This is a genomic window from Pseudarthrobacter sp. NPDC058119, assembly GCF_042884655.1.
Taxonomy (GTDB): Bacteria; Actinomycetota; Actinomycetes; order Actinomycetales; family Micrococcaceae; genus Arthrobacter.
Genome location: NZ_JBHVTN010000008.1, coordinates 116,486 through 138,330, shown reverse-complemented (window position 1 = coordinate 138,330; position 21,845 = coordinate 116,486). Strand labels below are relative to the sequence as shown.

The 21,845-nt window shown below is 68.3% G+C and carries 20 protein-coding genes; 14 read left to right on the top strand and 6 right to left on the bottom strand.

The window, feature by feature from the left end; genetic code table 11:
- The first annotated feature begins 38 nt into the window (after positions 1-38).
- The 9 genes from ACFVTD_RS17085 (at position 39) to ACFVTD_RS17045 (ending at position 6,459) form a co-directional block, all read left to right on the top strand.
- Positions 39-1,481: a DUF4389 domain-containing protein gene (locus tag ACFVTD_RS17085; protein ID WP_387565153.1), complete on the top strand. Its 1,443-nt coding sequence runs from the start codon at positions 39-41 to the stop codon at positions 1,479-1,481.
- A gap of 74 nt (positions 1,482-1,555) precedes the next feature.
- Positions 1,556-2,023 carry a universal stress protein gene (locus ACFVTD_RS17080; RefSeq protein WP_387565151.1) on the top strand — a complete coding sequence of 156 codons (468 nt, stop codon included), beginning with the start codon at positions 1,556-1,558 and terminating at the stop codon, positions 2,021-2,023.
- Positions 2,024-2,071: 48 nt separating this feature from the next.
- Positions 2,072-3,019, top strand: coding sequence for a polysaccharide deacetylase family protein (locus ACFVTD_RS17075; RefSeq protein ID WP_387565149.1), 948 nt, complete (start codon positions 2,072-2,074; stop codon positions 3,017-3,019).
- Between the two features lie 11 nt (positions 3,020-3,030).
- Positions 3,031-4,167: an HAD-IC family P-type ATPase gene (locus tag ACFVTD_RS17070; protein WP_387565148.1), complete on the top strand. Its 1,137-nt coding sequence runs from the start codon at positions 3,031-3,033 to the stop codon at positions 4,165-4,167.
- A gap of 1 nt (position 4,168) precedes the next feature.
- Positions 4,169-4,801 carry a hypothetical protein gene (locus tag ACFVTD_RS17065; protein ID WP_387565146.1) on the top strand — a complete coding sequence of 211 codons (633 nt, stop codon included), beginning with the start codon at positions 4,169-4,171 and terminating at the stop codon, positions 4,799-4,801.
- A gap of 47 nt (positions 4,802-4,848) precedes the next feature.
- Positions 4,849-5,163 (top strand): cation transporting ATPase C-terminal domain-containing protein, encoded by a 315-nt coding sequence (locus ACFVTD_RS17060; protein WP_387565144.1) that lies wholly within the window; start codon positions 4,849-4,851, stop codon positions 5,161-5,163.
- Between the two features lie 51 nt (positions 5,164-5,214).
- Positions 5,215-5,562: an SHOCT domain-containing protein gene (locus ACFVTD_RS17055; protein ID WP_387565142.1), complete on the top strand. Its 348-nt coding sequence runs from the start codon at positions 5,215-5,217 to the stop codon at positions 5,560-5,562.
- 40 nt (positions 5,563-5,602) lie between these two features.
- The gene (locus tag ACFVTD_RS17050) at positions 5,603-5,920 is read left to right on the top strand and encodes a DUF3040 domain-containing protein (RefSeq protein WP_387565140.1); all 318 of its coding nucleotides are present in this window, start codon (positions 5,603-5,605) and stop codon (positions 5,918-5,920) included.
- Positions 5,917-6,459, top strand: a complete 543-nt coding sequence (locus tag ACFVTD_RS17045; RefSeq protein WP_387565138.1) for a hemerythrin domain-containing protein — start codon at positions 5,917-5,919, stop codon at positions 6,457-6,459. Before ACFVTD_RS17050 ends, ACFVTD_RS17045 begins: the two co-directional genes overlap by 4 nt.
- Before the next feature lie 61 nt (positions 6,460-6,520).
- Here ACFVTD_RS17045 and ACFVTD_RS17040 read toward each other — a convergent pair whose 3' ends face one another.
- Complete coding sequence (locus ACFVTD_RS17040) at positions 6,521-7,021, bottom strand: universal stress protein (RefSeq protein ID WP_387565136.1); 501 nt, start codon at positions 7,019-7,021, stop codon at positions 6,521-6,523.
- Between the two features lie 242 nt (positions 7,022-7,263).
- Here ACFVTD_RS17040 and ACFVTD_RS17035 point away from each other — a divergent pair, with 242 nt between their 5' ends.
- Positions 7,264-7,938: a response regulator gene (locus tag ACFVTD_RS17035; protein WP_387565134.1), complete on the top strand. Its 675-nt coding sequence runs from the start codon at positions 7,264-7,266 to the stop codon at positions 7,936-7,938.
- A gap of 19 nt (positions 7,939-7,957) precedes the next feature.
- Here the strand turns inward: ACFVTD_RS17035 and ACFVTD_RS17030 are convergent, their stop codons facing one another.
- Complete coding sequence (locus ACFVTD_RS17030; RefSeq protein ID WP_387565132.1) at positions 7,958-9,640, bottom strand: GAF domain-containing protein; 1,683 nt, start codon at positions 9,638-9,640, stop codon at positions 7,958-7,960.
- Between the two features lie 242 nt (positions 9,641-9,882).
- Here ACFVTD_RS17030 and ACFVTD_RS17025 point away from each other — a divergent pair, with 242 nt between their 5' ends.
- From ACFVTD_RS17025 to ACFVTD_RS17010, 4 genes are read left to right on the top strand one after another with little or no spacing between them, the layout of a single operon-like run.
- Positions 9,883-10,341: a pyridoxamine 5'-phosphate oxidase family protein gene (locus tag ACFVTD_RS17025; protein WP_387565130.1), complete on the top strand. Its 459-nt coding sequence runs from the start codon at positions 9,883-9,885 to the stop codon at positions 10,339-10,341.
- Positions 10,342-10,395: 54 nt separating this feature from the next.
- Complete coding sequence (locus ACFVTD_RS17020; RefSeq protein ID WP_387565128.1) at positions 10,396-11,259, top strand: universal stress protein; 864 nt, start codon at positions 10,396-10,398, stop codon at positions 11,257-11,259.
- A 24-nt stretch (positions 11,260-11,283) separates the two neighbouring features.
- A complete protein-coding gene (locus tag ACFVTD_RS17015; RefSeq protein ID WP_387565127.1) occupies positions 11,284-13,803 on the top strand; it encodes an HAD-IC family P-type ATPase in 2,520 nt (839 codons plus the stop codon).
- Between the two features lie 13 nt (positions 13,804-13,816).
- Positions 13,817-14,239: an Hsp20/alpha crystallin family protein gene (locus ACFVTD_RS17010; RefSeq protein WP_387565125.1), complete on the top strand. Its 423-nt coding sequence runs from the start codon at positions 13,817-13,819 to the stop codon at positions 14,237-14,239.
- A gap of 83 nt (positions 14,240-14,322) precedes the next feature.
- Here the strand turns inward: ACFVTD_RS17010 and ppsA are convergent, their stop codons facing one another.
- From ppsA to ACFVTD_RS16990, 4 genes are all read right to left on the bottom strand, one after another.
- Complete coding sequence (gene ppsA / locus ACFVTD_RS17005; protein ID WP_387565123.1) at positions 14,323-16,743, bottom strand: phosphoenolpyruvate synthase; 2,421 nt, start codon at positions 16,741-16,743, stop codon at positions 14,323-14,325.
- 61 nt (positions 16,744-16,804) lie between these two features.
- Entirely contained in the window at positions 16,805-19,360 is a 2,556-nt protein-coding gene (locus ACFVTD_RS17000) for a cation-translocating P-type ATPase (RefSeq protein ID WP_387565121.1), read from the bottom strand.
- Positions 19,357-19,818: a universal stress protein gene (locus tag ACFVTD_RS16995; RefSeq protein ID WP_387565119.1), complete on the bottom strand. Its 462-nt coding sequence runs from the start codon at positions 19,816-19,818 to the stop codon at positions 19,357-19,359. Before ACFVTD_RS16995 ends, ACFVTD_RS17000 begins: the two co-directional genes overlap by 4 nt.
- A 46-nt stretch (positions 19,819-19,864) precedes the next feature.
- Entirely contained in the window at positions 19,865-21,811 is a 1,947-nt protein-coding gene (locus ACFVTD_RS16990) for a heavy metal translocating P-type ATPase (RefSeq protein ID WP_387565117.1), read from the bottom strand.
- Positions 21,812-21,845: the final 34 nt, after the last annotated feature.

The window sequence follows — 21,845 nt, the reverse complement described above, 5'->3', positions numbered from 1 at the left end:
CAGCCCCGGCCGCCCTGCCACGCGGAAGGTCCAATGCCATGAAGAAACCCGCGGCCATCATCATGCTGATCCTCGGGATCCTGTTGACACTCCCGGGCCTGGCCGCGTTGGCAGGCGGGGCCGTGGCGTCAGCTGTGGGTACCATCCAGGGAGATGGCTTCCTCAACTCCGGCACGTCGCGTTTCTCGGTCAGCAGCTACGCCCTGACCTCTCCGCGCGCGGACGCCATCGGAGACGACGTTCCGGGCAGGCTGCCGTTCGACGTCGGCACCCTGCGGCTTCGCGTTGAACCGGTGGCCGCGGACAAACCGGTCTTCATCGGCATCGCTCCGCAGGCCGACGCCGAACAATACCTCTCCGGGGTTCACCACTCGGAACTGCTCAACATCCGCCAGCGGCCGTTCCGCGCCGAATACCGCGACGTACCGGGCGGCGGCCCGGCTTCATCGCCCGCGGACCAGCGCATCTGGACCGCTTCGGCGTCGGGAACAGGAGCGCAGGAGCTCACCTGGAACATCACGCCCGGCACCTGGGAAGTGGTGGTAATGAACGCTGACGCCTCCGCCGGGATCGATGTGCAGGCGCAGGCCGGCTTCCGCTCCGACCTGATCCGGCCGGCCGCCATGGGACTGCTGGTGGGCGGCATCATCGCCCTGCTGATCGGCGTTCCGCTCCTTATTATCGGGGCCGCCGGACTGGGCCGCCGCGCAGTTCCCCCACCCCCATCCACCGTGGATACAGTCACGGCGGGAGGGCGCCCCGGCTACCCCGCACGGCTCTTCGGCGAAATTGACCCGGCCCTCACCCGGTGGATGTGGCTGGTGAAGTGGTTCCTGGCGATACCGCACTTCATCCTGCTCTTCTTCCTCTGGTTCGCATTCGTCATCACCACCATCGTGGCGGGGTTCGCCATCCTGTTCACCGGCCGCTACCCGCGGGCACTCTTCGATTTCAACGTGGGGGTCCTGCGGTGGAACTGGCGAGTGGCCTTCTACGCCTACGCCGCCGTGGGCACCGACCTATACCCGCCGTTCACGCTCAAGCGGGCCGATTACCCCGCCGACTTCGAGGTGGACTACCCGCAGCGGCTCTCGCGCGGACTGGTCCTGGTGAAGTGGTGGCTCCTCGCCATCCCGCATCTGCTCCTGGTGGGCGCCTTCGCGGGGACCACGGGAGCTGTCTGGCGGTGGCAGGGCGAGGACAACGTCATCGGCAGCACCTACGAACGGGGATCCGGCCTGTCCCTGCTGGGCCTGCTGGTCCTCGTCGCGGCCGTGATCCTGCTGTTCACCGGCCGGTACCAGCGCCCGCTCTTCGATTTCATCCTCGGCATCAACCGTTGGATCTACCGCGTCCTGGTGTACACCGCGCTCATGCGGGACGAATATCCGCCCTTCCGGCTGGACCAGGGCGCCGCCGAACCCGGGTGGCCCCCGGCGCCCCTTCCCCCGGCCGCGCCGCCGCCTGCCGGTGCGCCATGACCTTCGGCCCTAGCCCGACCACGCGTCCGCAGGCATGATGGGCGTGACAACGCGGGTCCGATGAGGGAGCAAACATGAGCATTGCCGGGGCACCAATAGCCAGGATCGTAGTGGGCGTCGACGGGTCGGAAGCGTCCGTGGAGGCGCTTCGGCAGGCCCAACGGATGGCCACCCCCCTCGGCGCCAAGGTCCAGGCCATCGCCTGCTGGGAATACCCGCAAATGTACAGCGGCTACGTGATGATGGGCGTCGAGGGCTTCGAGGAGGGGGCCAGGAAAGTCCTGGACAACGCAGTGGCCCAGGCCTTCGGCGGCCAGACGCCGGACAACGTCACGTCAACCCTCGTCCGCAGCCATCCCCGCGAAGCGCTGATCGACGCCAGCCGCGAGGCCGACATGGTGGTGGTGGGCCGGCGGGGGCACGGCGGGTTCGGCGGGCTGCTCCTGGGCTCGGTCAGTTCCGCCATCGTGGCGCACGCGCATTGCCCAGTACTGGTAGTGCACACTCCGGAGAGCGAACCCGGCGGGTCCGGGGATTCCTGACGGGAAAAACGGCGCAGGGAAAATCCACTTCCCGGTCAGGTGGGGGCGGTGCAGGCCAGTGAAGCACGACGGCGGGCGCCGGCCATAGCGCTCGTCGCCGGTCTTGCGGGCCTCGCCATCGTCCTGGCCCTGTTGCTTCCGGCACCCACGGCCGGTCCGCCGTCGGCCGGTCCGTCCCCGTCAGCGACGGTTCCGCCCACAACGCCGGGCTTGCCCAACCCGGGAGCTTCCCCGTCTCCGCAGGCGCCGCAGGAATCCGACACACCCGAGGCCGGCCAGAGTCCCGTGGAACCCCCCGTCACCGTGCCGCCACCGCCACCGGCGGCACCAGCGACCCCCGCGCCGCCGGCGCCGTTCCCGGAGTCCCTCCGAGGGCAGGACCTGACCGTAATTCCCGGCGCGGGCCGCGTAGTGGCCCTCACCTTCGACGCAGGAGCCAACGCGGCCGGACTGCCGAAAATCCTGTCCGCCCTTGCCGCCCGCGGCGTTCCCGGGACCTTCTTCCTGACCGGTAATTGGGCAGCGAACAACCCGCAGGCCGTGGCGCAGATCACGGCCGCCGGGCACCGGGTGGCCAACCATTCCATGACCCATCCGGAGTTCACCGGCCTGGGCGATGACCAGATCGCCCAGCAGGTGCGCGGCGCAGAGCAGGCCATCCTGGCCGCCGGCGCCGACCCCAGGCCGCTGTTCCGCTTCCCCTACGGCGAACGCGACGCCCGCACCATCGCGGCGGTCAACACGCTGGGGTACGTGGCAGTGAGGTGGACCGTGGACACCCTGGGCTGGAAGGGGACCAGCGGCGGCGTGGGCGTCCAAACGGTGGCAGACCGCGTCCAGGCGGGCCTGCAGCCCGGCGAAATCGTCCTCATGCATATCGGGTCCAACCCCGACGACGGGACCACGCTCGACGCCGACGCCCTCCCCCAGGTCATCGACCGCGTCACGGCCGCAGGGTACGGTTTCGCCACCCTCGACGCCCTGCTGGGGCTTTGAGGCCCGGCACCATGGCGACGGCCAGGCCCTCCCGGAACGGCCACGCGAATGCGAGGCAGCCGGACCCGACCGGCAGTGGCAACGGCCCCGGATACACCGGGGATCCGGCCCACCACGGACTGCCCGTCCACCAGGTGGTGCTGTTGCTTGAGACGGATGCAGTGAAGGGCCTGGCCCAAAAGGAGGTGGCCCGCCGACGGGCCCAGTTCGGCGCCAACGAGCTGCCCCGGGCACGGCGCGGGAGCATCCTCCGCAAGCTCGGACGCCAGTTCAACAACCCGCTGGTCTATGTCCTGTTGGCCGCCGCCGCAGTCACCGTCTTCCTGGGAGAATTCCTTGACTCCGCCGTGATCCTCGCAGTGGTTCTGGTCAACACGCTGATCGGTTTCATCCAGGAGGTACGGGCAGAAGCGGCCCTGGATGCCCTCCATTCACTGGTCCGTACGCATGCCGCCGTGATGCGCGGCGGCGAACGGCAGCACATCCCGTCCGAGGACCTGGTCCCCGGCGACCTCGTCCTGCTGGAAGCCGGCGACAAAGTTCCGGCGGACCTCCGCCTGGTACGCCTGTCCGGCCTCCGGGTGGACGAATCCGCACTGACCGGTGAATCCGACCCGGTGGCCAAGGACGAGGTGGTGTTGCCCCGGCTCACACCCGTGGTGGACCGGAGGAACATGTTGTACAGCGGCACCCTGGTGACCGGCGGCACCGGCGCGGGAATCGTCGTGGCCACCGGCGGCGAAACCGAACTCGGGGAAATCCACCGGCTCATGGGTGCCGTCCGGCCCGTGTCCACCCCGCTGACCCGAAAACTGGCACAATTCAGCACAACGCTCACCGTCGCCATCCTTGGCCTCGCCGCCGTGGCGTTCCTTGCCGGCCTGGCTCACGGCGATCAGCCCGGGCAAATGTTCACCGCCGCCGTCGCCCTGGCCGTTGGGGCCATCCCGGAGGGTCTTCCCGCCGCCGTAACGGTCACCCTTGCCATCGGTGTCCGGCGCATGGCCCGTCGACGCGCCGTGGTACGCCGACTGCCGGTAGTGGAAACGCTCGGCAGCACCACGGTGATCTGTTCAGACAAGACAGGCACCTTCACCGAGAACCAGATGACCGGTCCGCGCGGTCTGGACCCCGGCCGCCACCTATGACGTGACGGGTTCCGGCTACGGTCCGGAAGGACGGATCACCCCCTCCGGCCCACGGCAACCGCACGGCCTGCCTTCGGGGTCACTGCCCGCGGACGCTGCGCTGCGGTGGTCCCTGCTGGGCGGAGCAGCCTGCAACGACGCCGGCCTCCGCAGGGAGGGGGCCGGCTGGCAGGTCCGCGGCGATCCGACCGAGGCAGCGATGCTGGTGGCAGCCGGGAAAGGCGGCATCAAGGTGCAGGACTTCATGGCGGCCAACCCGCGGCAAGCCGAGCTGCCGTTCACCTCGGAGCGCCAGTTCATGGCCACGCTGCATGCCTCCGCGCTCCCGGAAGGCCCCGGCACGGTATTCGTGAAGGGCGCGGTGGAACGCGTCCTGGAGCTTTGCTCCCACGAAATGGACCGCTACGGCACCGGCCGGCCGGTCCGCCGTCGCGCCGTGCTTGCTGCGGCCCACACACTGGCGGACAACGGACTCCGGGTCCTTGCCACGGCCATGCTGCCCCTTCCCGCGGGATCCCGCACCCTCTCCGCCACCGGGTTGCGCGGCAGGATGACCCTCACCGGCCTCCAGGCCATGCATGACCCGCCGCGGGCTGCGGGCTGGAAGCCGACAGCGGCGCCGGCACAGCCCTGACCGGCGCGGACCTGGACACCATCCCGCCCGGCCAGTTTCCGGACGCCGTGGAACGCGCCACGGTCCAGGCCCGGACGTCCGCCGTGAACCTGTTCGTGGCAGTGGAGGTCTTCTACCTCTTCAGCTGCCGCTCCCTGACCCGTCCGGTGTGGCGCATCGGACCGTTTGGCAACCGGTGGCTCCTCCTCGGCGTAGTGCTGCAGGCCGGCGGCCAGCTGGCCCTCACCTACACCCCACTGATGAACGGGCTTTTCCACACCGCACCCATTGGAGCAGACGCGTGGCTGCGGATCCTGGGCTTGGCGTTGCTCGCGTCCCTGGCCGTCGCCGTGGACAAGAGGCTGCGCCGCCGCGGTTTCTAGCAGCCTCTCCCGCCGGGTCAGGCGGGCCGGTCCAGGGCCGAAACGGGACCAATGGCTCTCCCCCGGCACGCTGCGGGGACCAATACTGGAACGGAAAGCGGACGGCTGGCGTCCGTCTCCATGGGACCGGGGGTCGGGGAAGTGTACGGCTGGAACGATGGCATGGGCCTGTGGGGCTATGTCCTGATGAGCATCAGCATGGTGGTGGTCTGGGGCGCCATCATTACCGGCATTGTGCTGCTGGCCCGTTCCCTGCGGGCACCCTCCCCGTACGGCACCCACCCGCAGCCACCACGGGTGGCCGAGGACGTACTGGCCGAGCGCTTCGCCCGTGGCGAGATCGACGCAGCCGAATACCAGGACAGGCTGGCCGTCCTGCGCGGCCACCGGGGCACCTGAGACCGTGGCTCCCGGAGGCAAAGGACAGTGGGCAGCAGCCATGCCACTCTCTGAATTCGAGAAACGCGAACTCGACCTGATCAGCTCTGCCCTTGAGTCGGAAGACCCAAGGCTGGCAGCCCTGCTCAACAAGGACGCCTTTGCCGTTTCGCTGCGTACCCGCTTCCGCCGGGGACTCGCACTGGTCGCCGCGGGCGCCGCCGTCCTGGTCCTCGGGCTGGTGGTCCGGGTCCCGCTGCTGGGCATCGCAGGTTTCGCGGTCATGAACGCGGCGGCCTACTGGGCCATCAAGGACCTCCGCTGGTCCCTGCGCACCACCCACCGCCATGCCACCCAACTGGAAGGCAACAGCGAATGAATGCCGGACCCGGAACCCCAAAAGACACCTCCGCCGAGGCGCGTGCACTGCAGCAGGTGGAGGCGCACCATGCAGACATGCTGCGGCACCTGAACGGGCTGGTGGGCCTGCTCACCGAAGCGGTGGAGGCGGACGGTTCCGGCGCTGCTGAGGGGGCGCAGGCTGCCCTGCTGGATTGGTGCGACAAAGAACTGGTGCCGCATGCGCTGGCGGAGGAGGGTCCCCTTTACAGCGGCCCCCACGGCACGCCTGAGGGCAAGCTGCTGGTGGACGGCATGCTGGCCGAGCACCAGGTCATCGTGGGACTGGTGGACGAGCTCAGGACGGCCGGGGGCGTTGCGGCCGCCGTGGCAGCCGGCGCCATCCAGCGGATCTTTGCCCTGCACCTGGACAAGGAGAACCGGCTCCTGATGCCCTTCATCGTCGACGCCCCCGGCCTGTCACTCGCCCGCGCCATCGAAGGGCTCCACGAACTGGTGGGCGAAGAGGCGGCCCACCACCACGGCCAGGACCAGCCCAGGCACCAGGACCTTCAGTAGCCCGTACGACGACGACGGCGCCGCCAGGGTGCAGCACAAGGGCGCGCCAGGGCGCGGCCCGTCACGGCGCAGCAGCGGAGTGGGTTGCGCCGGCCTCAGCCTTGGCTCCGGCTTCCGGGGCGTGCACCACCAGCACCGGGCAGTAGGCATGGCTCACGCAGGCGGAACTGACCGACCCCGGCACGAAGTTTCCATGCCCCCGCCTCCCGACTATCAGCAGTGAGGCGTTGCGGCTCGCATCAATCAGCGCGGGGCCGGGCCTGCCGCGCACCAGGCGGGGGTGTACGAAGGCCGGGACCTCACCGAAAGCATCCGCAAGCGTTTGTTGGAGTACCTGGTCGGCGGCATATTTGAAGCCTTCGATCCCCACGGCGAGGTAGACCCCGTAGCCGGCCGGAACGTCCCAGCATGCCCAGGCTTCCACCGGCGCCGAGAGCGGCTCAGCCAGGGCCCGGGCCACCCGGAGCGCTGAGATGGATGCCTCGGAGCCGTCCACTCCCACAATAATCCTGGGACGCTGGCCGGAGCCGGGCACCGCCGCCCCGTTCCCTTGTTCTGCCACGTTGCCTCCTGTTTTCTCCCCCAGCCTGGACCGGAAGCGACGCGGCGAACAGGGCCAAAGGTCATTACGGCGGGAACAGCGCGGCGGTGCCGGCAGCAGTCGCGGTGGCGACATGCCGGGCCGGCCGGACTTTGGTCCCTTCCCGCGCACCGCTGCACAGGTAACAATGGGACCAGGCCCTTCCCGGGGGCCGCCCGCGCAGGCGGGTTGAATCGTGGAGATTTTGGGAGCGTTCGGTGCAGATGCATGAGACTGGGGCTGATGAAGCGGCGGGATCTCCCGGGCAGGTCCGCGTGTTCATCCTTGATGACCACGAACTTGTCCGGCAGGGCCTGAAGGACCTGTTGGAGGGCGAAGGGTTCCTGGTGGTGGGCGAGACCGGCTCCGCGGCCGAAGCCACCCGGCGCATCCCGGCCCTGCGCCCTGACATCGCCATCCTCGACGGCCGGCTTCCGGACGGCACCGGGATCGAGGTCTGCCGGGATGTGCGCTCGCTTGATCCGCGACTGCGCTGCCTGATCCTCACCAGCTACGACGACGAACAGGCCCTCCGGGGCGCGGTCCTGGCCGGCGCGTCGGGGTACATCCTGAAGCAGATCAGGAGTGATGACCTCCTGGCCGGAATCCGGCGGGCTGCTGCCGGCGAGTCCCTCTTTGATCCCGGAGTTGAGCAGCAGATTATTGCGGGCCTGTCCACGGCGCCTACCGACCCGCGGCTGGACGGCTTGAGCGCGCAGGAGAAGAAGGTACTGGCCTTGATCGGCCAGGGGCTGACCAACCGGCAGATCGGCGATGACCTGTTCCTGGCCGAAAAAACCGTCAAGAACTACGTTTCGTCCATCCTGGCCAAGCTGGGCTTCGAGCGCCGGACGCAGGCAGCCGTCTTCGTCACCAAGAGTTCCACAGACCCTGCCTGACGCGGCAACAAGCCGCGGGCTACGCCAGCGGGACCGACCACTTCACAGTGGTGCCCCTGCCGGAGGAGCTGTCGATGCTGCAACTGCCCTTCAGTTGGGCTGCACGTTGGCGCATGTTCGCCAGGCCGCTTTCGTGGTCCGGTTCGGTGAAGCCCCGGCCGTTGTCGCTGATGAGGAGCTGCACCTGGTCCGGGCCCACGGCCACCGAGACCTGGATGTCCTCCGCCCCTGAGTGCCGCAGGGCATTGCTGAGTCCCTCCGACGCCACGGACAGCAGGTGGACGGCGACGTCTTCCCCTACCGAATCCACCGGACCATCCAGGGACACCTTGGGCGTCACCGCGTAGCTGCGGGAACTTTCCCTGATTACGCGCAGGATCCGGCCGGTCAGGGGTTCGCGTTCCTCGTCGGCGGTCCTGAGCGAGTAGATCGTGTCCCTCAGCTTGCGGATGGTGTCATCCAGTTCGGTGGTCACGGCGGCAATCCGTTCGTGCGCTACCGGGTCAAGGGTGTAGCGGCGCAGGCTCTGGATGCTGAGCCCGGCGGCAAACAGGCGCTGGATCACCAGGTCGTGCAGGTCCCGGGCAATCCGTTCCCGGTCGGTGAAAAGGAGGTTCTGTTCGCGCAGTGCGTTGACGCGGGCCAGGTCCAGCGCCAGGCCTACGCGGCTCCCAAACATGGCACTGGACTCCGCCTCCGCCTGGGTGAACACGGGGGACCCATGGGCGCGGGCCAGCAGGAGCACCCCGTTGTCGATGGAGCTGTGCCCCAGGGAGCACACCAGGACGGACCCCAGTTTTCCTGCCATTCCGTCGTCGAACACCTGCCGGGGGTCCCGTGCCACGAATGAGCCGCCGTCCTGGATAACGCTGGACACCGCACTGGAGGCCATCAGCTCCTCGCCGGATTGAAGTCCCTGGACCCCAAGGCATGACCGGCACCGCAGCGCCCCGTCACCGGCAGGAACGGCAATAACCGCGAGCACCGAGTCGGAGACCTTCAAAGCGGTGCCGGCAACAAGGTCAAGGTTGTCCGGATCCCCCGGTTGGGAGGCCATGATCAGGCGGCTGCTCAGTTCCATCCCCGCCTCCAGCCATCGCTGCCGGCGGCTGCTGTTTTCAAAGAGGCGGGCATTCTGGATTGCCACTCCGGCCGCGGCCGCCAAGGCAACGGCGAGATCTTCGTCCTCCGCGGTAAAGTCCTGGCCGCCCTGTTTCTCGGTCAGGTAGAGGTTTCCGAAGACTTCGTCGCGGACGCGGACAGGAACGCCAAGGAAGGTCTTCATGGGCGGGTGGTTCGGCGGGAACCCGGAGGTAATGGGGTGCCGGCCCAGGTCGTGGAGGCGCAGGGGCTTCGGCTCGCGGATCAGCAGGCCCAGGACCCCATGGCCGGTAGGCAGCTCGCCAATGGCGCGGATGCCCTGCTCATCGATTCCCACGGTTATGAAGTGGCTCAGCCTCCGGTCTTCACCAATGACCCCCAGCGCGCCGTACCTCGCCCCCACCAGGGCGCAGGCCGACCGGACCAGGCGGTCCAGGACGGCTTCCAGGCTGAGGTCCTGGGCCAGGGCAACGACGGCCGCCAACAGGCCGTTGATCCGTTCCTGATTGTCCGGCGGTTCGTCTCCCCGGACAGCGAAGTCCCGGAGCAGGTCCTCCACCGTTTCCCTCGTCGGGGACCGCCACGGCTGCTCAGTGCTCACGTCCCACCTCCTGCGGAAGGAACCTGCGGCGCTGCGGATCCCTGGCGCGGTCTAAGTGCCCGAAACGGAAGTGCCGGCCTCCGCCCCCAATTCCGCCTTCACATGAGCATGAAGACGCTTCTCCTCCAATGTTAGGAGAGCACGGTGAAAAATACCCTCAGTAGTCTTGCTATCGGGCCCGGGCCGGTGGGCGGGACCTTCTTCCCTAGCCGCGGCGGCCCTCCCGCCCCTAGGCTACGGCCATGAACAGCGCAGCGACAGAACCGGAAATCAAGGAACTCGGCGTCCACGACTGCTGGCGGTACCTCCGATCGACATCCCTTTGCAGGATCGCCTTCACCGACGGGCCCGGGGTGGAAAACTACCCGGTGAACTTTGTCCCCACCAATGGCACGCTGCTCATCCGTACCGGCGAAGGAACCAAGCTGGCCTCCCTTCCGGACCGGAAGGCGGTGGCCGTCGAAGCCGACGGAATGAACCAGTACGGCACCATAGCCTGGAGCGTCGTCCTGAAGGGCCATGCCATGGTGGTGTCCGACGACGAGGAGATCAGGGATGCCATGGAGGCGGGCCTGTCCCCGTGGCAGCCGGGCCAGAAAAACGTCCTGCTCCGGATCACGCCGGAGGACATCAGCGGCCGCAGGTTCGTCATTGCCGCCCCAACCCATTGGTGGCCGCCCCGGGAGCCCACCGCAGACTAGGCCGTGCAGCCGCACCCGACACCACTCACGAAGAACCAGCAAAGGATGGTCCCCATGGCACCTGCCAAGCCAATCGCCGTCGGCATCTCAGATACTTCCGCGGCCACTGCGGCCCTGATGTGGGCTGCTGCCCGGGCCAACAGGCTCCACTGCCCGCTCGCCGTCGTGAACGTTGTTGACGACCGGTGGATGGCAGCAGAAGTCCTGCCCTACCTGGAAGTGCTGCGTGAATCCGGCCTGGGGCTGCTGAAGGAGGCCGGCGAAAAGGCCACCGCCGCAGAACCAGGCCTGGAGGTCTCGCTGCAGCTCCTCGAAGGCGGCGTTGGGGCGGCACTGGGTGATTATTCCAAGAATGCCTCCATGCTTGTCCTCGGGACCAGCGGGCACAACCGCGGTGCCCTGACGGACCGGGCACTCCAGGCAGCAGCGACCGCGGAGTGCCCCGTGGCCGTCATCGGCGACGGCCAGGCGGAGGGCCGTGGCGTCCTGGTCGGCGTGGACGGGTCGCGGGAGGCGACCCAGGCGGTGGCGTTCGCGGCCGCCGAAGCTGATGGGCTCGGCGAGGAACTGACCATTCTTTACGCCTTCACCGGCCCCAACCGTTGGATCGCTGCAGGACTTCCGCAGAGCAGCTTTGCCACCCACGTGGTCGAGGAGGAACGGATCGTGTTGTCCGAAACAGAGGCCGGCCTCCGGCAGGACTACCCGGACCTGGTGGTGCACACCGTGATGGAAACGGTGCTGGAACCGGCCGACGCCCTGCTGCGCGCTGCCGCCGGCGCCCGGCTGCTGGTCCTGGGAAGCCGCGGAAAAGGTGGCTTCGGGAGGTTCGTCCTGGGGTCCACGGCGCACGCCGTGCTGAGCCAGCCACCGTGCCCGACCGTGATCACCCGGATGCACAAGCAGCACGACGGCTGACCGGGCCTGCCCCCTGGCCGCGAGATGCCGATAACTGGGGACCACGGCGTACCGGGCCCGGGAGTGGACATCCGCCATTCCCGGGACGGGCTCTCCACCGCCGAAGTACTCGAACGGACCACTGCAGGGCGCGTCAACAGCGTGCCGACGGCAACCAGCAGGAGTGTCCGCGAGATCGTCCAGGCGAATGTGTTCACCCTCTTCAACGCGGTGGTGGGAGGGTGTTTCATCCTGCTGCTGGTCCTGGGCCAGTGGCGGGATGCGCTCTTCGGACTGTCGGCAATCAGCAACTCGCTGATCGGCATCATCCAGGAGTACCGGGCCAAGCGGTCCCTCGACCAACTGGCCATCCTGCAGGCTGCCCGGAACACGGTGGTCCGCAATGGCGCCCGGCAAACCATCTCCTCGGAAGAACTTGTCCCCGACGACCTCGTGGTCCTCAACGCCGGGGACCAGGTCACCGCTGATCTGTTGCTCCTGGCCGGAGCCCCGCTCGAGCTGGATGAATCCCTCCTGACCGGCGAATCCGAACCCGTGCCCAAGGCCGGCGGCGCGGTGCTGCTGTCGGGTTCGCTGATCCTGGCAGGCAGCGGCAGGGCAACCGTGCTCCGCGTGGGGCCGGAGACGTTCGCCTACCGGCTGGCGGCCGAAGCACGCAGGTTCTCCCTGGTCACGTCGGAGATCCGGAGGGGGCTGGAAAAGGTTTTCGCCGTCATCACGTGGCTGCTTCTCCCCACCGCCCTGCTGCTGACGAATGCCCAAATGCTGGAGCAGGGCGGCTGGGCCGGGGCCATGGGATCGGGACGGTGGGTCCCGGCCGCCGTCGGCGCCATAGCGGGCATCATGGCCATGATTCCCCTGGGCCTGCTCCTGATGACCAGCGTGGCGTTTGCCGTGGGCGGGCTCCGGCTTGCCCGCCAAAAGGTCTTGATCCAGGAACTTGCCGCGGTGGAGGTCCTGGCCCGGGTGGACGTCCTGTGCCTCGACAAGACCGGGACCTTGTCCTCCGGGTCCATCGAATTCGACGCCCTCCATGACGCCGGGAGGCCCCGGGCCCCCGGTTGGCAGGCGGCCCTGGAATGGTTCGGCGGCAACGCCGAAGCCAGCAGCACCGCTGCCGCTATCGGGACAGCTTTCCCCGCCCTGCAGCCGCTTCCCGAGCAGGATTCGGTGCCGTTCTCTTCAGCACGGAAGTGGAGCTCGGTCACCTTCGGGCCGGAGTCAGCGGCCGCGGGCACCTGGATCCTGGGAGCACCCGACGCGGTGCTTGGCTCTCCCGGCAGCGCTGCGGCGCACGCCCAGGCCGCCGCCCTTGCCGCCACCGGCCTCAGGACCTTGGCCCTGGCGCATCTGCCTGGACCGCTGCCGCAGGGGGCCGCGGAGGATGGCCTTCCGCTGGACCTGGTGCCCGTGCTGCTGCTGACGTTCCGTGAGAGCATCCGCCGTGATGCCGCCGCCACCCTCGACTATTTCCGGCGCCAAGGGGTTTCGGTCAAGATCATCTCCGGTGACGACCCCCGGACCGTTGCTGCGCTGGCGCGGGCCGTCGGATTTGGAACCGGCGTTGCCTTTGATGCGCGCGGCCTCCCCGAGGACTCCCTCCGGCTTGAGGAGACAGTAGAGGGCTGCGACCTCTTTGGCAGCGTGACGCCGTCGCAGAAGCGGGACCTGATCCAGGCGCTGAAACGGCGCGGGCACACCGTGGCGATGACCGGGGACGGAGTGAATGACGTCCTGGCCCTCAAGGAGGCGGACCTGGGCATCGCCATGGACTCGGCGTCACCGGCGACAAAGGCCGTGGCGCGGCTGGTGCTCCTGGACGGGCGCTTCGAGCGGCTGCCGGCGGTGGTGGACGAGGGGCGCCGGGCCATCAGCAATATCGAGCGCGTCTCCCTGGTCTTCCTCAGCAAGACCGTCTACGCCACGGTCATCTCCGTGGTAACCGGCATTATGCTGCTCGCTTTTCCGTTCCTGCCCCGGCAATTGTCGGCGCTGGACGGCCTGACCATTGGCCTGCCGTCATTCTTCCTGGCCCTGCAGCCCGGCGGGCAGCGCTACGCCCCTGGATTCCTGCGGCGCTCGCTGGCCTTCGCCCTGCCGGCCGGCGCCTGCGCGGCCCTCTGCGTCCTGGCCGTCAGTGTCTACGCCCAGTCTTGGGAAGGCTACAGCCAGGAAGATGCCCAGTCGGCGGCAACGGTGACCCTGGGCCTGGTGGCGGCGTGGATCCTGGTGCTGGCCTCCCGGCCGCTGAACTGGACCAAGGCCCTGATCCTTGCCGGAATGTACGCCGGGCTGGTCCTGCTGTTCACGGTGCCGTTGACGCAGGACTTCTTCCGCGTGGACGTGCCGCCTGCCGGCCTGCTGGTGCCCGCGGCAGCAGTGGCCGCCGCGGGATGCCTGGCCATTGAATTCATCGGCCGGCTAACCCGCCGCCCGTCCACGGCTGCCGGCAGGCCGGTGCTGGGACCTTTGCCTCTGGAACCGGTGCCACGTGAAGCGGATGGTGGAAATGCCGGGCACCGCGATGGTCCGGCACGCACATGAGCAGGAGGCAAGAATGACTGACCTGATGAAATGGTTCGATAACCGCCGCTCCCCCATGGACGTCATCGAGAGGCTCTTCGAAGGCGACGTTGGTTCCTCCGCCATCCGGGTGGAGGAAATGGTGGACGGCAACACACTGGTGGTTCGCGCCGAACTTCCGGGCATCGATCCGGAGAATGACGTCGACGTCACGGTTTCCGACGGCGTGCTGTCCATCAAGGCGGAGCGGCAGGAGAAGAAGGAGCACAAGGACAAGGACAGCTACCGGTCCGAGTTCAGGTACGGATCTTTCGTCCGCCGCATTCCCCTCCCCAGCGGCGTCCAGCAGGGCGACGTCACCGCGTCCTACAAGGACGGCGTCCTGGAAGTCCGCGCTCCCATGCCGGAGCAGGAACGGGGAGCCGGGGCGTCGAAGATCCCCGTCAGCAGGGGCTGAGCACAGTCAGGGTACGACGCCGGTGCCTGGCTCCCACGGGTTCCGTCCCCCTTGGGAGCCAGGCACTTTCGGTGCACGGGCGGTCAGCGGCGGTCCCGGGCAGCCGCAGCCTCTGCCGCAGCAATAACGGGTACGGTCCTGACGTAGGTGTCCGGGTTCAGCGACACGGAGTCGATTCCCTGGCTGACCAGGAACTCTGCCAGGTCCGGATGGTTGCTGGGTCCCTGCCCGCAGATCCCGATCTTGATGCCGGCGGCGTGGGCCTTGCTGATGGCCTCGGCAATCATTGACATCACTGCCGGGTCCCGTTCATCGAACAGTCCCGAAAGCTCTTCCGAGTCGCGGTCCACGCCCAATACCAGCTGGGTGAGGTCGTTGGACCCGATGGAGAAGCCGTCGAAGCGCTTGGCGAATTCCTCCGCCAGGACCACGTTGGAGGGGATCTCGCACATCATGTAGAGCTGCAGGCCATCCTCGCCTCGCACCAGCCCCTGCTCCGCCATCGCCTGGATGACCTGGTCAGCTTCGCGCACCGTGCGGCAGAAGGGAACCATGACAATGACGTTGGCGAACCCCGCTTGTTCCCGGACCCGTTTCAGTGCCCTGCACTCCAGGGCGAAACCCTCCCGGTAGTGGCTGCTGTAGTAGCGGGACGCGCCGCGGAACCCCAGCATGGGGTTCTCCTCCGGCCGCTCGAAGGCGCTGCCTCCGATCAGGTGGCCGTACTCGTTGCTCTTGAAGTCGCTGAGCCGGACGATCACGGGCTTGGGGTGGAAGGGCGCGGCGATCTTGGCGATTCCCGTGGCCAGTACGTCGATGAAGTACTCCTGCGGGTCCTGGTAGCCGCTGGTGAGCTGGCGGATCAGCGCTGACTCCTCCGGGTCCGCCACCTTCCCGGGGTGGACCAGGGCCATCGGGTGGATGCGGACCAGGTTGTTGATGATGAACTCCATCCGGGCCAGGCCTACGCCGGCCGCCGGAAGCCGCCACCATGCGAAGGCGGCGGCGGGGCTGGCGATGTTGATCATCACGTCGGTGCGGGTGGCCGGGAGGGCCTGCATGTCCGCTTCCTCCACGGCGTAATCCAGCAGCCCCTCGTAGACGCGGCCCTCTTCCCCTTCCGCGCAGGACAAGGTGACCGGGACGCCGTCGGGCAGTACCTCCGTTGCGTTGCGCGTTCCCACGACGGCGGGCACTCCCAGCTCCCGGCTGACGATCGCTGCGTGGCTGGTGGGGCCGCCGTGGTCGGTGATGATGCCCGCGGCCCGCTTCATCACGGGCACCCAGTCCGGGTCAGTCATCCGGGTGACCAGCACGGCGCCGTCGACAAAGGACTCGATGTCCTTCGCGTCGCGCACCACGCACGTCATCCCCTGGGCAATCGAATCGCCGATCGCCGCGCCGGTGGCGAGGACCTTGCCCGGCTGGGCCAGGTGGTAGGTGCGGAGGATGGAGGTGCTGCGGCGTGCCTGGACCGTCTCCGGCCGGGCTTGGACCATGAAGAGCTCGCCGGTGATCCCGTCCTTGGCCCATTCCATGTCCATAGGCCGCCCGTAGTGGTCCTCAACCGCCACCGCCCAGCGGGCCAGCAGGACAACCTCCGGGTCGGCAAGCACCAACGAGCGCTGCTCCCGTTCAGTGGTTTCCACGGTCCGGGTCCGTGCGTCCCCTCCCTGGCTGTAAACCATCTTCCGCTCCTTGGCACCACATTCGCGCTCGATGACCGGGGTGAAGCGCTGGTCCGCCAGGAGCGGCTTGAAGACCTGGTACTTGTCCGGGTTGATGGTGCCCTGGACGACGGTTTCGCCAAGGCCCCACGCAGCGCTGATGACCACGACCCCCGGGAAGCCCGATTCGGTGTCGATGGAGAACATCACACCGGAGGCGCCAAGGTCCGAACGGACCATCCGTTGCACCCCGACGGACAGGGCGACATCCAGGTGGTCGTAGCCCTTCATCTCGCGGTAACTGATGGCCCGGTCCGTGAACAGGGACGCGTAGCAGCGCCGGCAGGCCTCAAGGACGCCGCGCTCCCCTGCCACGTTCAGGAAAGTTTCCTGCTGGCCCGCGAAGCTGGCGTCCGGCAGGTCCTCGGCGGTGGCACTGCTGCGGACCGCTACGGCCGCCTGGGCCTGCCCGGCACGCTGGCACAGGGCCCGGTAGTGTTCCTGGATGCCGGCCGCAATATCCGCCGGGAACGTGGACTGCAGGAACAACTCGCGGATTGCCGCCCCGGCCTGGCGAAGGGTCGATTGCCCGGCGCGCTGGTCCTCGATGTGTTGACGGATCCGGGGTTCCAGGTTGTTCGCGGCCAGGAAAGCGCGGTAGGCGGAGGCCGTGGTGGCGAATCCCTCAGGAACGCGGACCCCTGCTGATTGCAGTGCCCTGCTGAGCTCCCCGAGGGACGCGTTCTTTCCTCCCACGGATGGGATGTCCGCGATCCCGGTGTCCTCGATCCAGACGACGTTCGTGGCAGTAACGGAGGATTCTGCGGTGGCACTCATGGCTCGATTCTTGCCCCGGGCCGCAGGGGCAGTCAGAGTCTTTGGTCCCGGCGCCCAATGCTCAGGTGCGGCGCAGGCGCACCCGGACGGATTTGTGGATCCAGTCCGCCAGCAGGACGGCGGGGGCTGCCAGGAGTGCGAGGAGTAGCCCTTCGGGGGATGGCGGGGACTGGCCCAGCAGCGCGGCGAGGGACGGCAGGTACAGGCACGCCCCCAGGATGGCCGCTTCTGCGAGCACGGCCCACACCAGGAGCCGGTTGGTTCCCCAGCCCAGCTTCCACGGGGGCACCGTTGCGCTCCGGCAGGCAAACGCGTTGGCGAGTTGTCCCAGGACGACGGCGGTGAAGGCCGCACCGGAGGCGGCCATCAGCAGGGGCACCTGCGGAGCCTGTCCACGGGTCCAGCCACCGTCTGCCAGGACGGCGGAGAACACGGCCATTTCGACGGCTGCTTCAACCGGGCCCAGGATGCAGAACACCCTGATGATCAGGCGACGGTCCATGAGGTGCCGGCGTTCGGGCGGACGGGACAGCACGCGCTTCCCCGGCGGCTCGGCACCCAGGGCAAGTGCCGGCAGCAGGTCGGTGCCGATGTCCAGGGCAAGGATCTGGAGGACACCCAGGGCCAGCGGGAAATGGCCGCCGGAGAGCGCCCAGATGACGAAGGGGGTCAGTTCGGCCACGTTGTCGGTGAGGTGGTAGGTGAGGAAACGGTGGATGTTGGCGTAAGTTGCCCGGCCCTGTTCAATGGCGGCCACAATGGTGCCGAAATGGTCATCAAGGAGGACCAGGTCCGCGGCTTCGCGCGCCACGTCGGTTCCGCTCAGGCCCATGGCCACCCCGATGTCGGCTTCGCGCAGCGCCGGGCCGTCATTGACGCCGTCCCCGGTCATGGCCACCACGTGCCCGCGGGACTGCAGGGCCTTTGCGACGCGAAGCTTTTGCTCGGGTGAGACCCTGCTGACCACCACTCCGTCCCGGTCCAGGAGCGCTCCGAGCACCTGGTCGTCGTCCGGAAGTGCTGCGCCTTCCAGGACGTGTTCGGGCGTTCCCGTCAAGCCAATCTGCCGGGCGATCGCGGCGGCGGTGGCGGGGTGGTCGCCGGTGATCATGGCCACCCTCAGACCTGCCTGCCGGGCTGTGCGGATCACGTCCCCAACGTCCGGTCGCGGCGGATCCTGCAGCCCGATCAGGCCCAGGAGTTCCATTCCTGTTTCGAGCTCCGCTGGTGAAGCGGACTGCCAGGTGCCGGGGGCGCCTCCGAGCCGCCGGCGGGCCACCGCGATGACGCGCAGGCCCCGGTTCGCCATGACGTCCACGTGATCCCTGACCGGGTCGGGCACGGACTCACAGACGGGAAGGACGGTTTCGGGGGCACCTTTACAGAAAAGGTCCTGCCCCACGATCGCTGACTCCCTGCGCCGGACAGGATCGAAGGGGAACCGCCGGAGCGGAGCGGGCCCGGACCCCGGGCCCGTCAGCCTGCGTGCCAGGACGTCCATGGCCGCCTCCATTGGATCACCCTGGGCACGCCATTGTCCGTCGTGGAGCTCGGCACGGCCCTGGGAAGCGGCGCGGGCGGCGAGCGCGGCCTGGGCAGCTTTCTCGACGCCACGGCCCTCAATCTGCGCCTCGGGGGCATACCCGTCCCCAGCCACGTGGATGGCGCCCTCGGGCGTGAAGACTTCGACGGCGTTCATCCGGTTCTGCGTCAGGGTCCCGGTTTTGTCCGTGCAGATAAAGGTGGTGGAGCCCAGGGTTTCCACTGCTTCAAGGTTGCGGACCAGTCCTTGGCGGGCGGCCATGCGCTGGGCGCCCATGGCCAGGGACAGTGTGACGGTGGGCAGGAGCCCTTCGGGGACCAGCGCCACGGCAACGCCGATGGAAAACAGGAAGGAATCCCGCCACTGGAAACCCACCAGCAGCGAGGCCAGGAAGAAGACGGCCGCAATGCCCAGTGCCATGCCCGCAGTGACCCGGACTATCCGCCGCAGCTCCATGGACAGTGGCGTTGGTGGCGGAACCGCGGCGCTGGTGAGGGCCGCTATCCCCGCCAGCCTGGTCTTGGCGCCAGTTGCGGTGACGGTCGCCTCCCCATAACCGTTGACCAGGAAGGTGCCGCCCCAGGCCTGGTCCCCTGCGGCTTTGGGCACCGGGTCGCTTTCGCCGGTCAGCATCGATTCGTCCACCGCGCAGGCGGAGGCAGCGAGGAGCGCCATGTCTGCCGGGACCCGGTCGCCGGCCGCCAGCAGCACCACGTCCCCCACCACCAGTTCTCCGGCGTGGACCTTCCGGATCTTCCCGTCCCGCCTGACCAACACGTCCGCCGGCAGCAGTCCGCGTAGCTTCGCGGCGGCGTGCTGGGCGCGTTCCTGCTGGATGTGCGCGAACACCCCGTTGACTATGACCACCACGATGATCGCCACTGCCAGTTGCGGCATGTCCGCGATGAAGGCCAGTGCGGCGGCGCACCACAGCATGAGGGCGAAGAAGTGCGTCATTTCCCCCCAGAGCTTCCGCCACTGGGATACGGGTTTCTCCGTAGGGAGCTGGTTGGGGCCCGCCTGCTTCAGGAGTTGCGCCGCCTCCGCGGAGCTCAGGCCCTCCGCGGCCCTCACACGGCGTCCGCCTCCTGCCCTACCAGCAGGACCGGACAAACGGAATGGGCTGCGCAGGCCTTGCTGACCGAGCCCATGGCTGCCTTCAGCAGGCCGCCCTCGCCGTGCCGCCCCACCACCAGCATCTGCGCCCGCCCGCTCTCCTCCACCAGCACCTTTGCCGGTGGCCCGAACTTGATGGTGACGTCGATGTTTTCGGGCCGGTCCCCGGAGAAGGCCCGGCCCAGGGCGTCCTCGACCAGGCGCCCTGCCGCATCCTCCAGCCTGGCGGTGAACTGCCGGTCCGCCCCTTCCAGGCGTGACATCACCAGGTAGTCGGGCATCCCGACGCAGGAGATGACTTCGAGGCGGGTGCCCAATCGGGCTGCCAGCGTGCCCGCGTAGCGGAGCGCGGCGGAGGAGTATTCAGAACCGTCCACGCCCACGATGACGGGCTTGGCCCCTGTGTCTGCATTCATGGGAACCACGATCCCGGCCGGCGAATGCCGTGGGAAGGGCCAAAGGTCACGCCCGCGGCGCAGCCAGCTTCCGGTCTGCACCGTGCAGCGCACGCAGGCCGTTCAGGATGGTGGCAAGGTCCACGAACTCCTGCAGGAGGGCACCGGCGACCGCGGGAATGTATCCCGTCATGGCTATGGCCATCAATACCAGGCTGAGTGCTATTCCTGTCCAGATACTGACCAACGCCACGGACACCGTCCGCTTTCCAATGGCCACGGCCTGCGCAACTTTCGAGACGTCGTCGAGCATGACCACCACGTCAGCGGACTCACTCGCTGCCGTGGCGCCCTTGGCGCCCATGGCGATGCCCACATCGGCCACGGCAAGGACAGGGGCATCGTTGACGCCGTCGCCCACCATCAGGACAGGCCGTTCCAGGATTCCCGCCACCGTGTTGACCTTGTCCTCCGGGAGGCAGTCCGCCTGGACGCGGCCGATCCCCGCTTCCTCGGCAATATGCGCGGCGGTTGCGTGGGCATCACCGGTCAAAAGCATGGTGTTCCGCACGCCCAGGCCGTTCAGCCGGGCCAGCGTATCCACCGCGTTGCGGCGCAGCGGATCCTTCATGATCAGTGCACCGGCGTACCCGCCGTCCACGGCCACATGGACCGCGAGTTGCCCGCTGTGGACGGTGGCCTCGCGGAATCCGGTGGAGGAACTCCGCACCAGGCCGGCCTTGCCCACCACCACCGTCCGGCCGTCGCAGACGGCTTCCACGCCGTGGGTGGCGTTCTCGGTGGCCTGCTGCACGGGAAGGAGTGCCAGTCCGGCGGCCGCGGCGGCATCAATGACGGAGCCTGCCAGGACGTGCGAGGAGTACTGCTCGGCGGAGGCAGCCAGTTGCAGGATCTTTTCGCTGCCCAATGCCTCGCCCTGGCCCGGGGCCACCTGGATGCCGTCCAGGACGGGGCGGCCTGACGTGAGGGTTCCGGTCTTATCGAAGACCGCCGTCTGCGCTTTCGCCAGCTGCTCGAGGGTCCGGGTGTTCTTGATGATGATGCCCTTGTGGGCGGCCTGGCTGGTGCCGGCAAGGAAAGCCACCGGCGCGGCGATGAGGAGCGGACAGGGCGTGGCAACAACCAGGACCTGGGCGAAGCGGAGGGGATCGCCGGACAGGAACCATGCTGTGCCGGCCATGGCCAGGGCCAGGATGGTGAAGGGAACGGCGTAGCGGTCGGCAAGGCGCACCACCGGTGCGCGGCTGTTGGACGCCTCTTCCACCAAGGCGATGATCCGGCTGTATTGGGAGTCCGCGGCGGTGGCTGACGCGCGCATGCGGATGGCCGCCACCCCGTTGACGGAACCGCTGAGCAGGGTTTCCCCCCGCGTGCGCTCCACCGGGAGGCTTTCCCCGGTCAGTGATGATTCGTCAAGGCTGGCAGAGTCGGACAGGAGTTCGCCGTCCACGGGTACCAGTTCGGAGGGACGGACCACCAGGACGTCCCCCTGGGCCACGTCACCGATTGGGGTGTCCTCGAGGACCGCACCGGCTCCTTCGCGGTGGGCAAAACGCGGCGCCCGGTCCAGCAGGGACCGCAGTTCGCGCGCGGCACGTCCTTGGGCAAAATCTTCCAGCGCCTCGCCGCCGGTCAGCATCAGGATGACCACCAGTGCAGCGAGGTATTCGCCCACCACCACCGTGCTGGCAATCGCCATCAGTGCCAGCAGGTCGATTCCCCAGCGTCCCTCCCGCAACGACCGGACCATGCCGGCAGAACGAGCCACCACGATGACGGCAGCATAGGCTGAGGCGAGGACGCGGACCTGCAGTTCCAGGCCGAATTGGAGCAGCACCAGCACTGCTGCGAGCATCACACAGGTCAGCGCGACGACGGGATACCGCCCCATGAAGCCCCAGGCCCTTTCGACGGGCGACGCGGCGGATCCGTCGGGGTCGACGTTGCCGGGGCTCCCGCCGGTGGTCGCAGGCGTGGCAGCCGGCTTCCTCATCCAGCACTCTTCTGCAGCTGCTGGTTACGCTCAT

Bases quoted from the DNA above. Each gene is read 5' to 3' on its own strand.
- ACFVTD_RS17055 (WP_387565142.1), top strand. From the start codon at position 5,215: ATGGCTCTCCCCCGGCACGCTGCGGGGACCAATACTGGAACGGAAAGC.
- ACFVTD_RS17050 (WP_387565140.1), top strand. From the start codon at position 5,603: ATGCCACTCTCTGAATTCGAGAAACGCGAACTCGACCTGATCAGCTCT.
- ppsA (WP_387565123.1), bottom strand. From the start codon at position 16,743: ATGAGTGCCACCGCAGAATCCTCCGTTACTGCCACGAACGTCGTCTGG.
- ACFVTD_RS17070 (WP_387565148.1), top strand. From the start codon at position 3,031: ATGGCGACGGCCAGGCCCTCCCGGAACGGCCACGCGAATGCGAGGCAG.
- ACFVTD_RS17085 (WP_387565153.1), top strand. From the start codon at position 39: ATGAAGAAACCCGCGGCCATCATCATGCTGATCCTCGGGATCCTGTTG.
- ACFVTD_RS17035 (WP_387565134.1), top strand. From the start codon at position 7,264: ATGCATGAGACTGGGGCTGATGAAGCGGCGGGATCTCCCGGGCAGGTC.
- ACFVTD_RS17015 (WP_387565127.1), top strand. From the start codon at position 11,284: ATGCCGATAACTGGGGACCACGGCGTACCGGGCCCGGGAGTGGACATC.
- ACFVTD_RS17025 (WP_387565130.1), top strand. From the start codon at position 9,883: ATGAACAGCGCAGCGACAGAACCGGAAATCAAGGAACTCGGCGTCCAC.
- ACFVTD_RS17045 (WP_387565138.1), top strand. From the start codon at position 5,917: ATGAATGCCGGACCCGGAACCCCAAAAGACACCTCCGCCGAGGCGCGT.
- ACFVTD_RS17020 (WP_387565128.1), top strand. From the start codon at position 10,396: ATGGCACCTGCCAAGCCAATCGCCGTCGGCATCTCAGATACTTCCGCG.
- ACFVTD_RS17010 (WP_387565125.1), top strand. From the start codon at position 13,817: ATGACTGACCTGATGAAATGGTTCGATAACCGCCGCTCCCCCATGGAC.
- ACFVTD_RS16990 (WP_387565117.1), bottom strand. From the start codon at position 21,811: ATGAGGAAGCCGGCTGCCACGCCTGCGACCACCGGCGGGAGCCCCGGC.
- ACFVTD_RS17080 (WP_387565151.1), top strand. From the start codon at position 1,556: ATGAGCATTGCCGGGGCACCAATAGCCAGGATCGTAGTGGGCGTCGAC.
- ACFVTD_RS16995 (WP_387565119.1), bottom strand. From the start codon at position 19,818: ATGAATGCAGACACAGGGGCCAAGCCCGTCATCGTGGGCGTGGACGGT.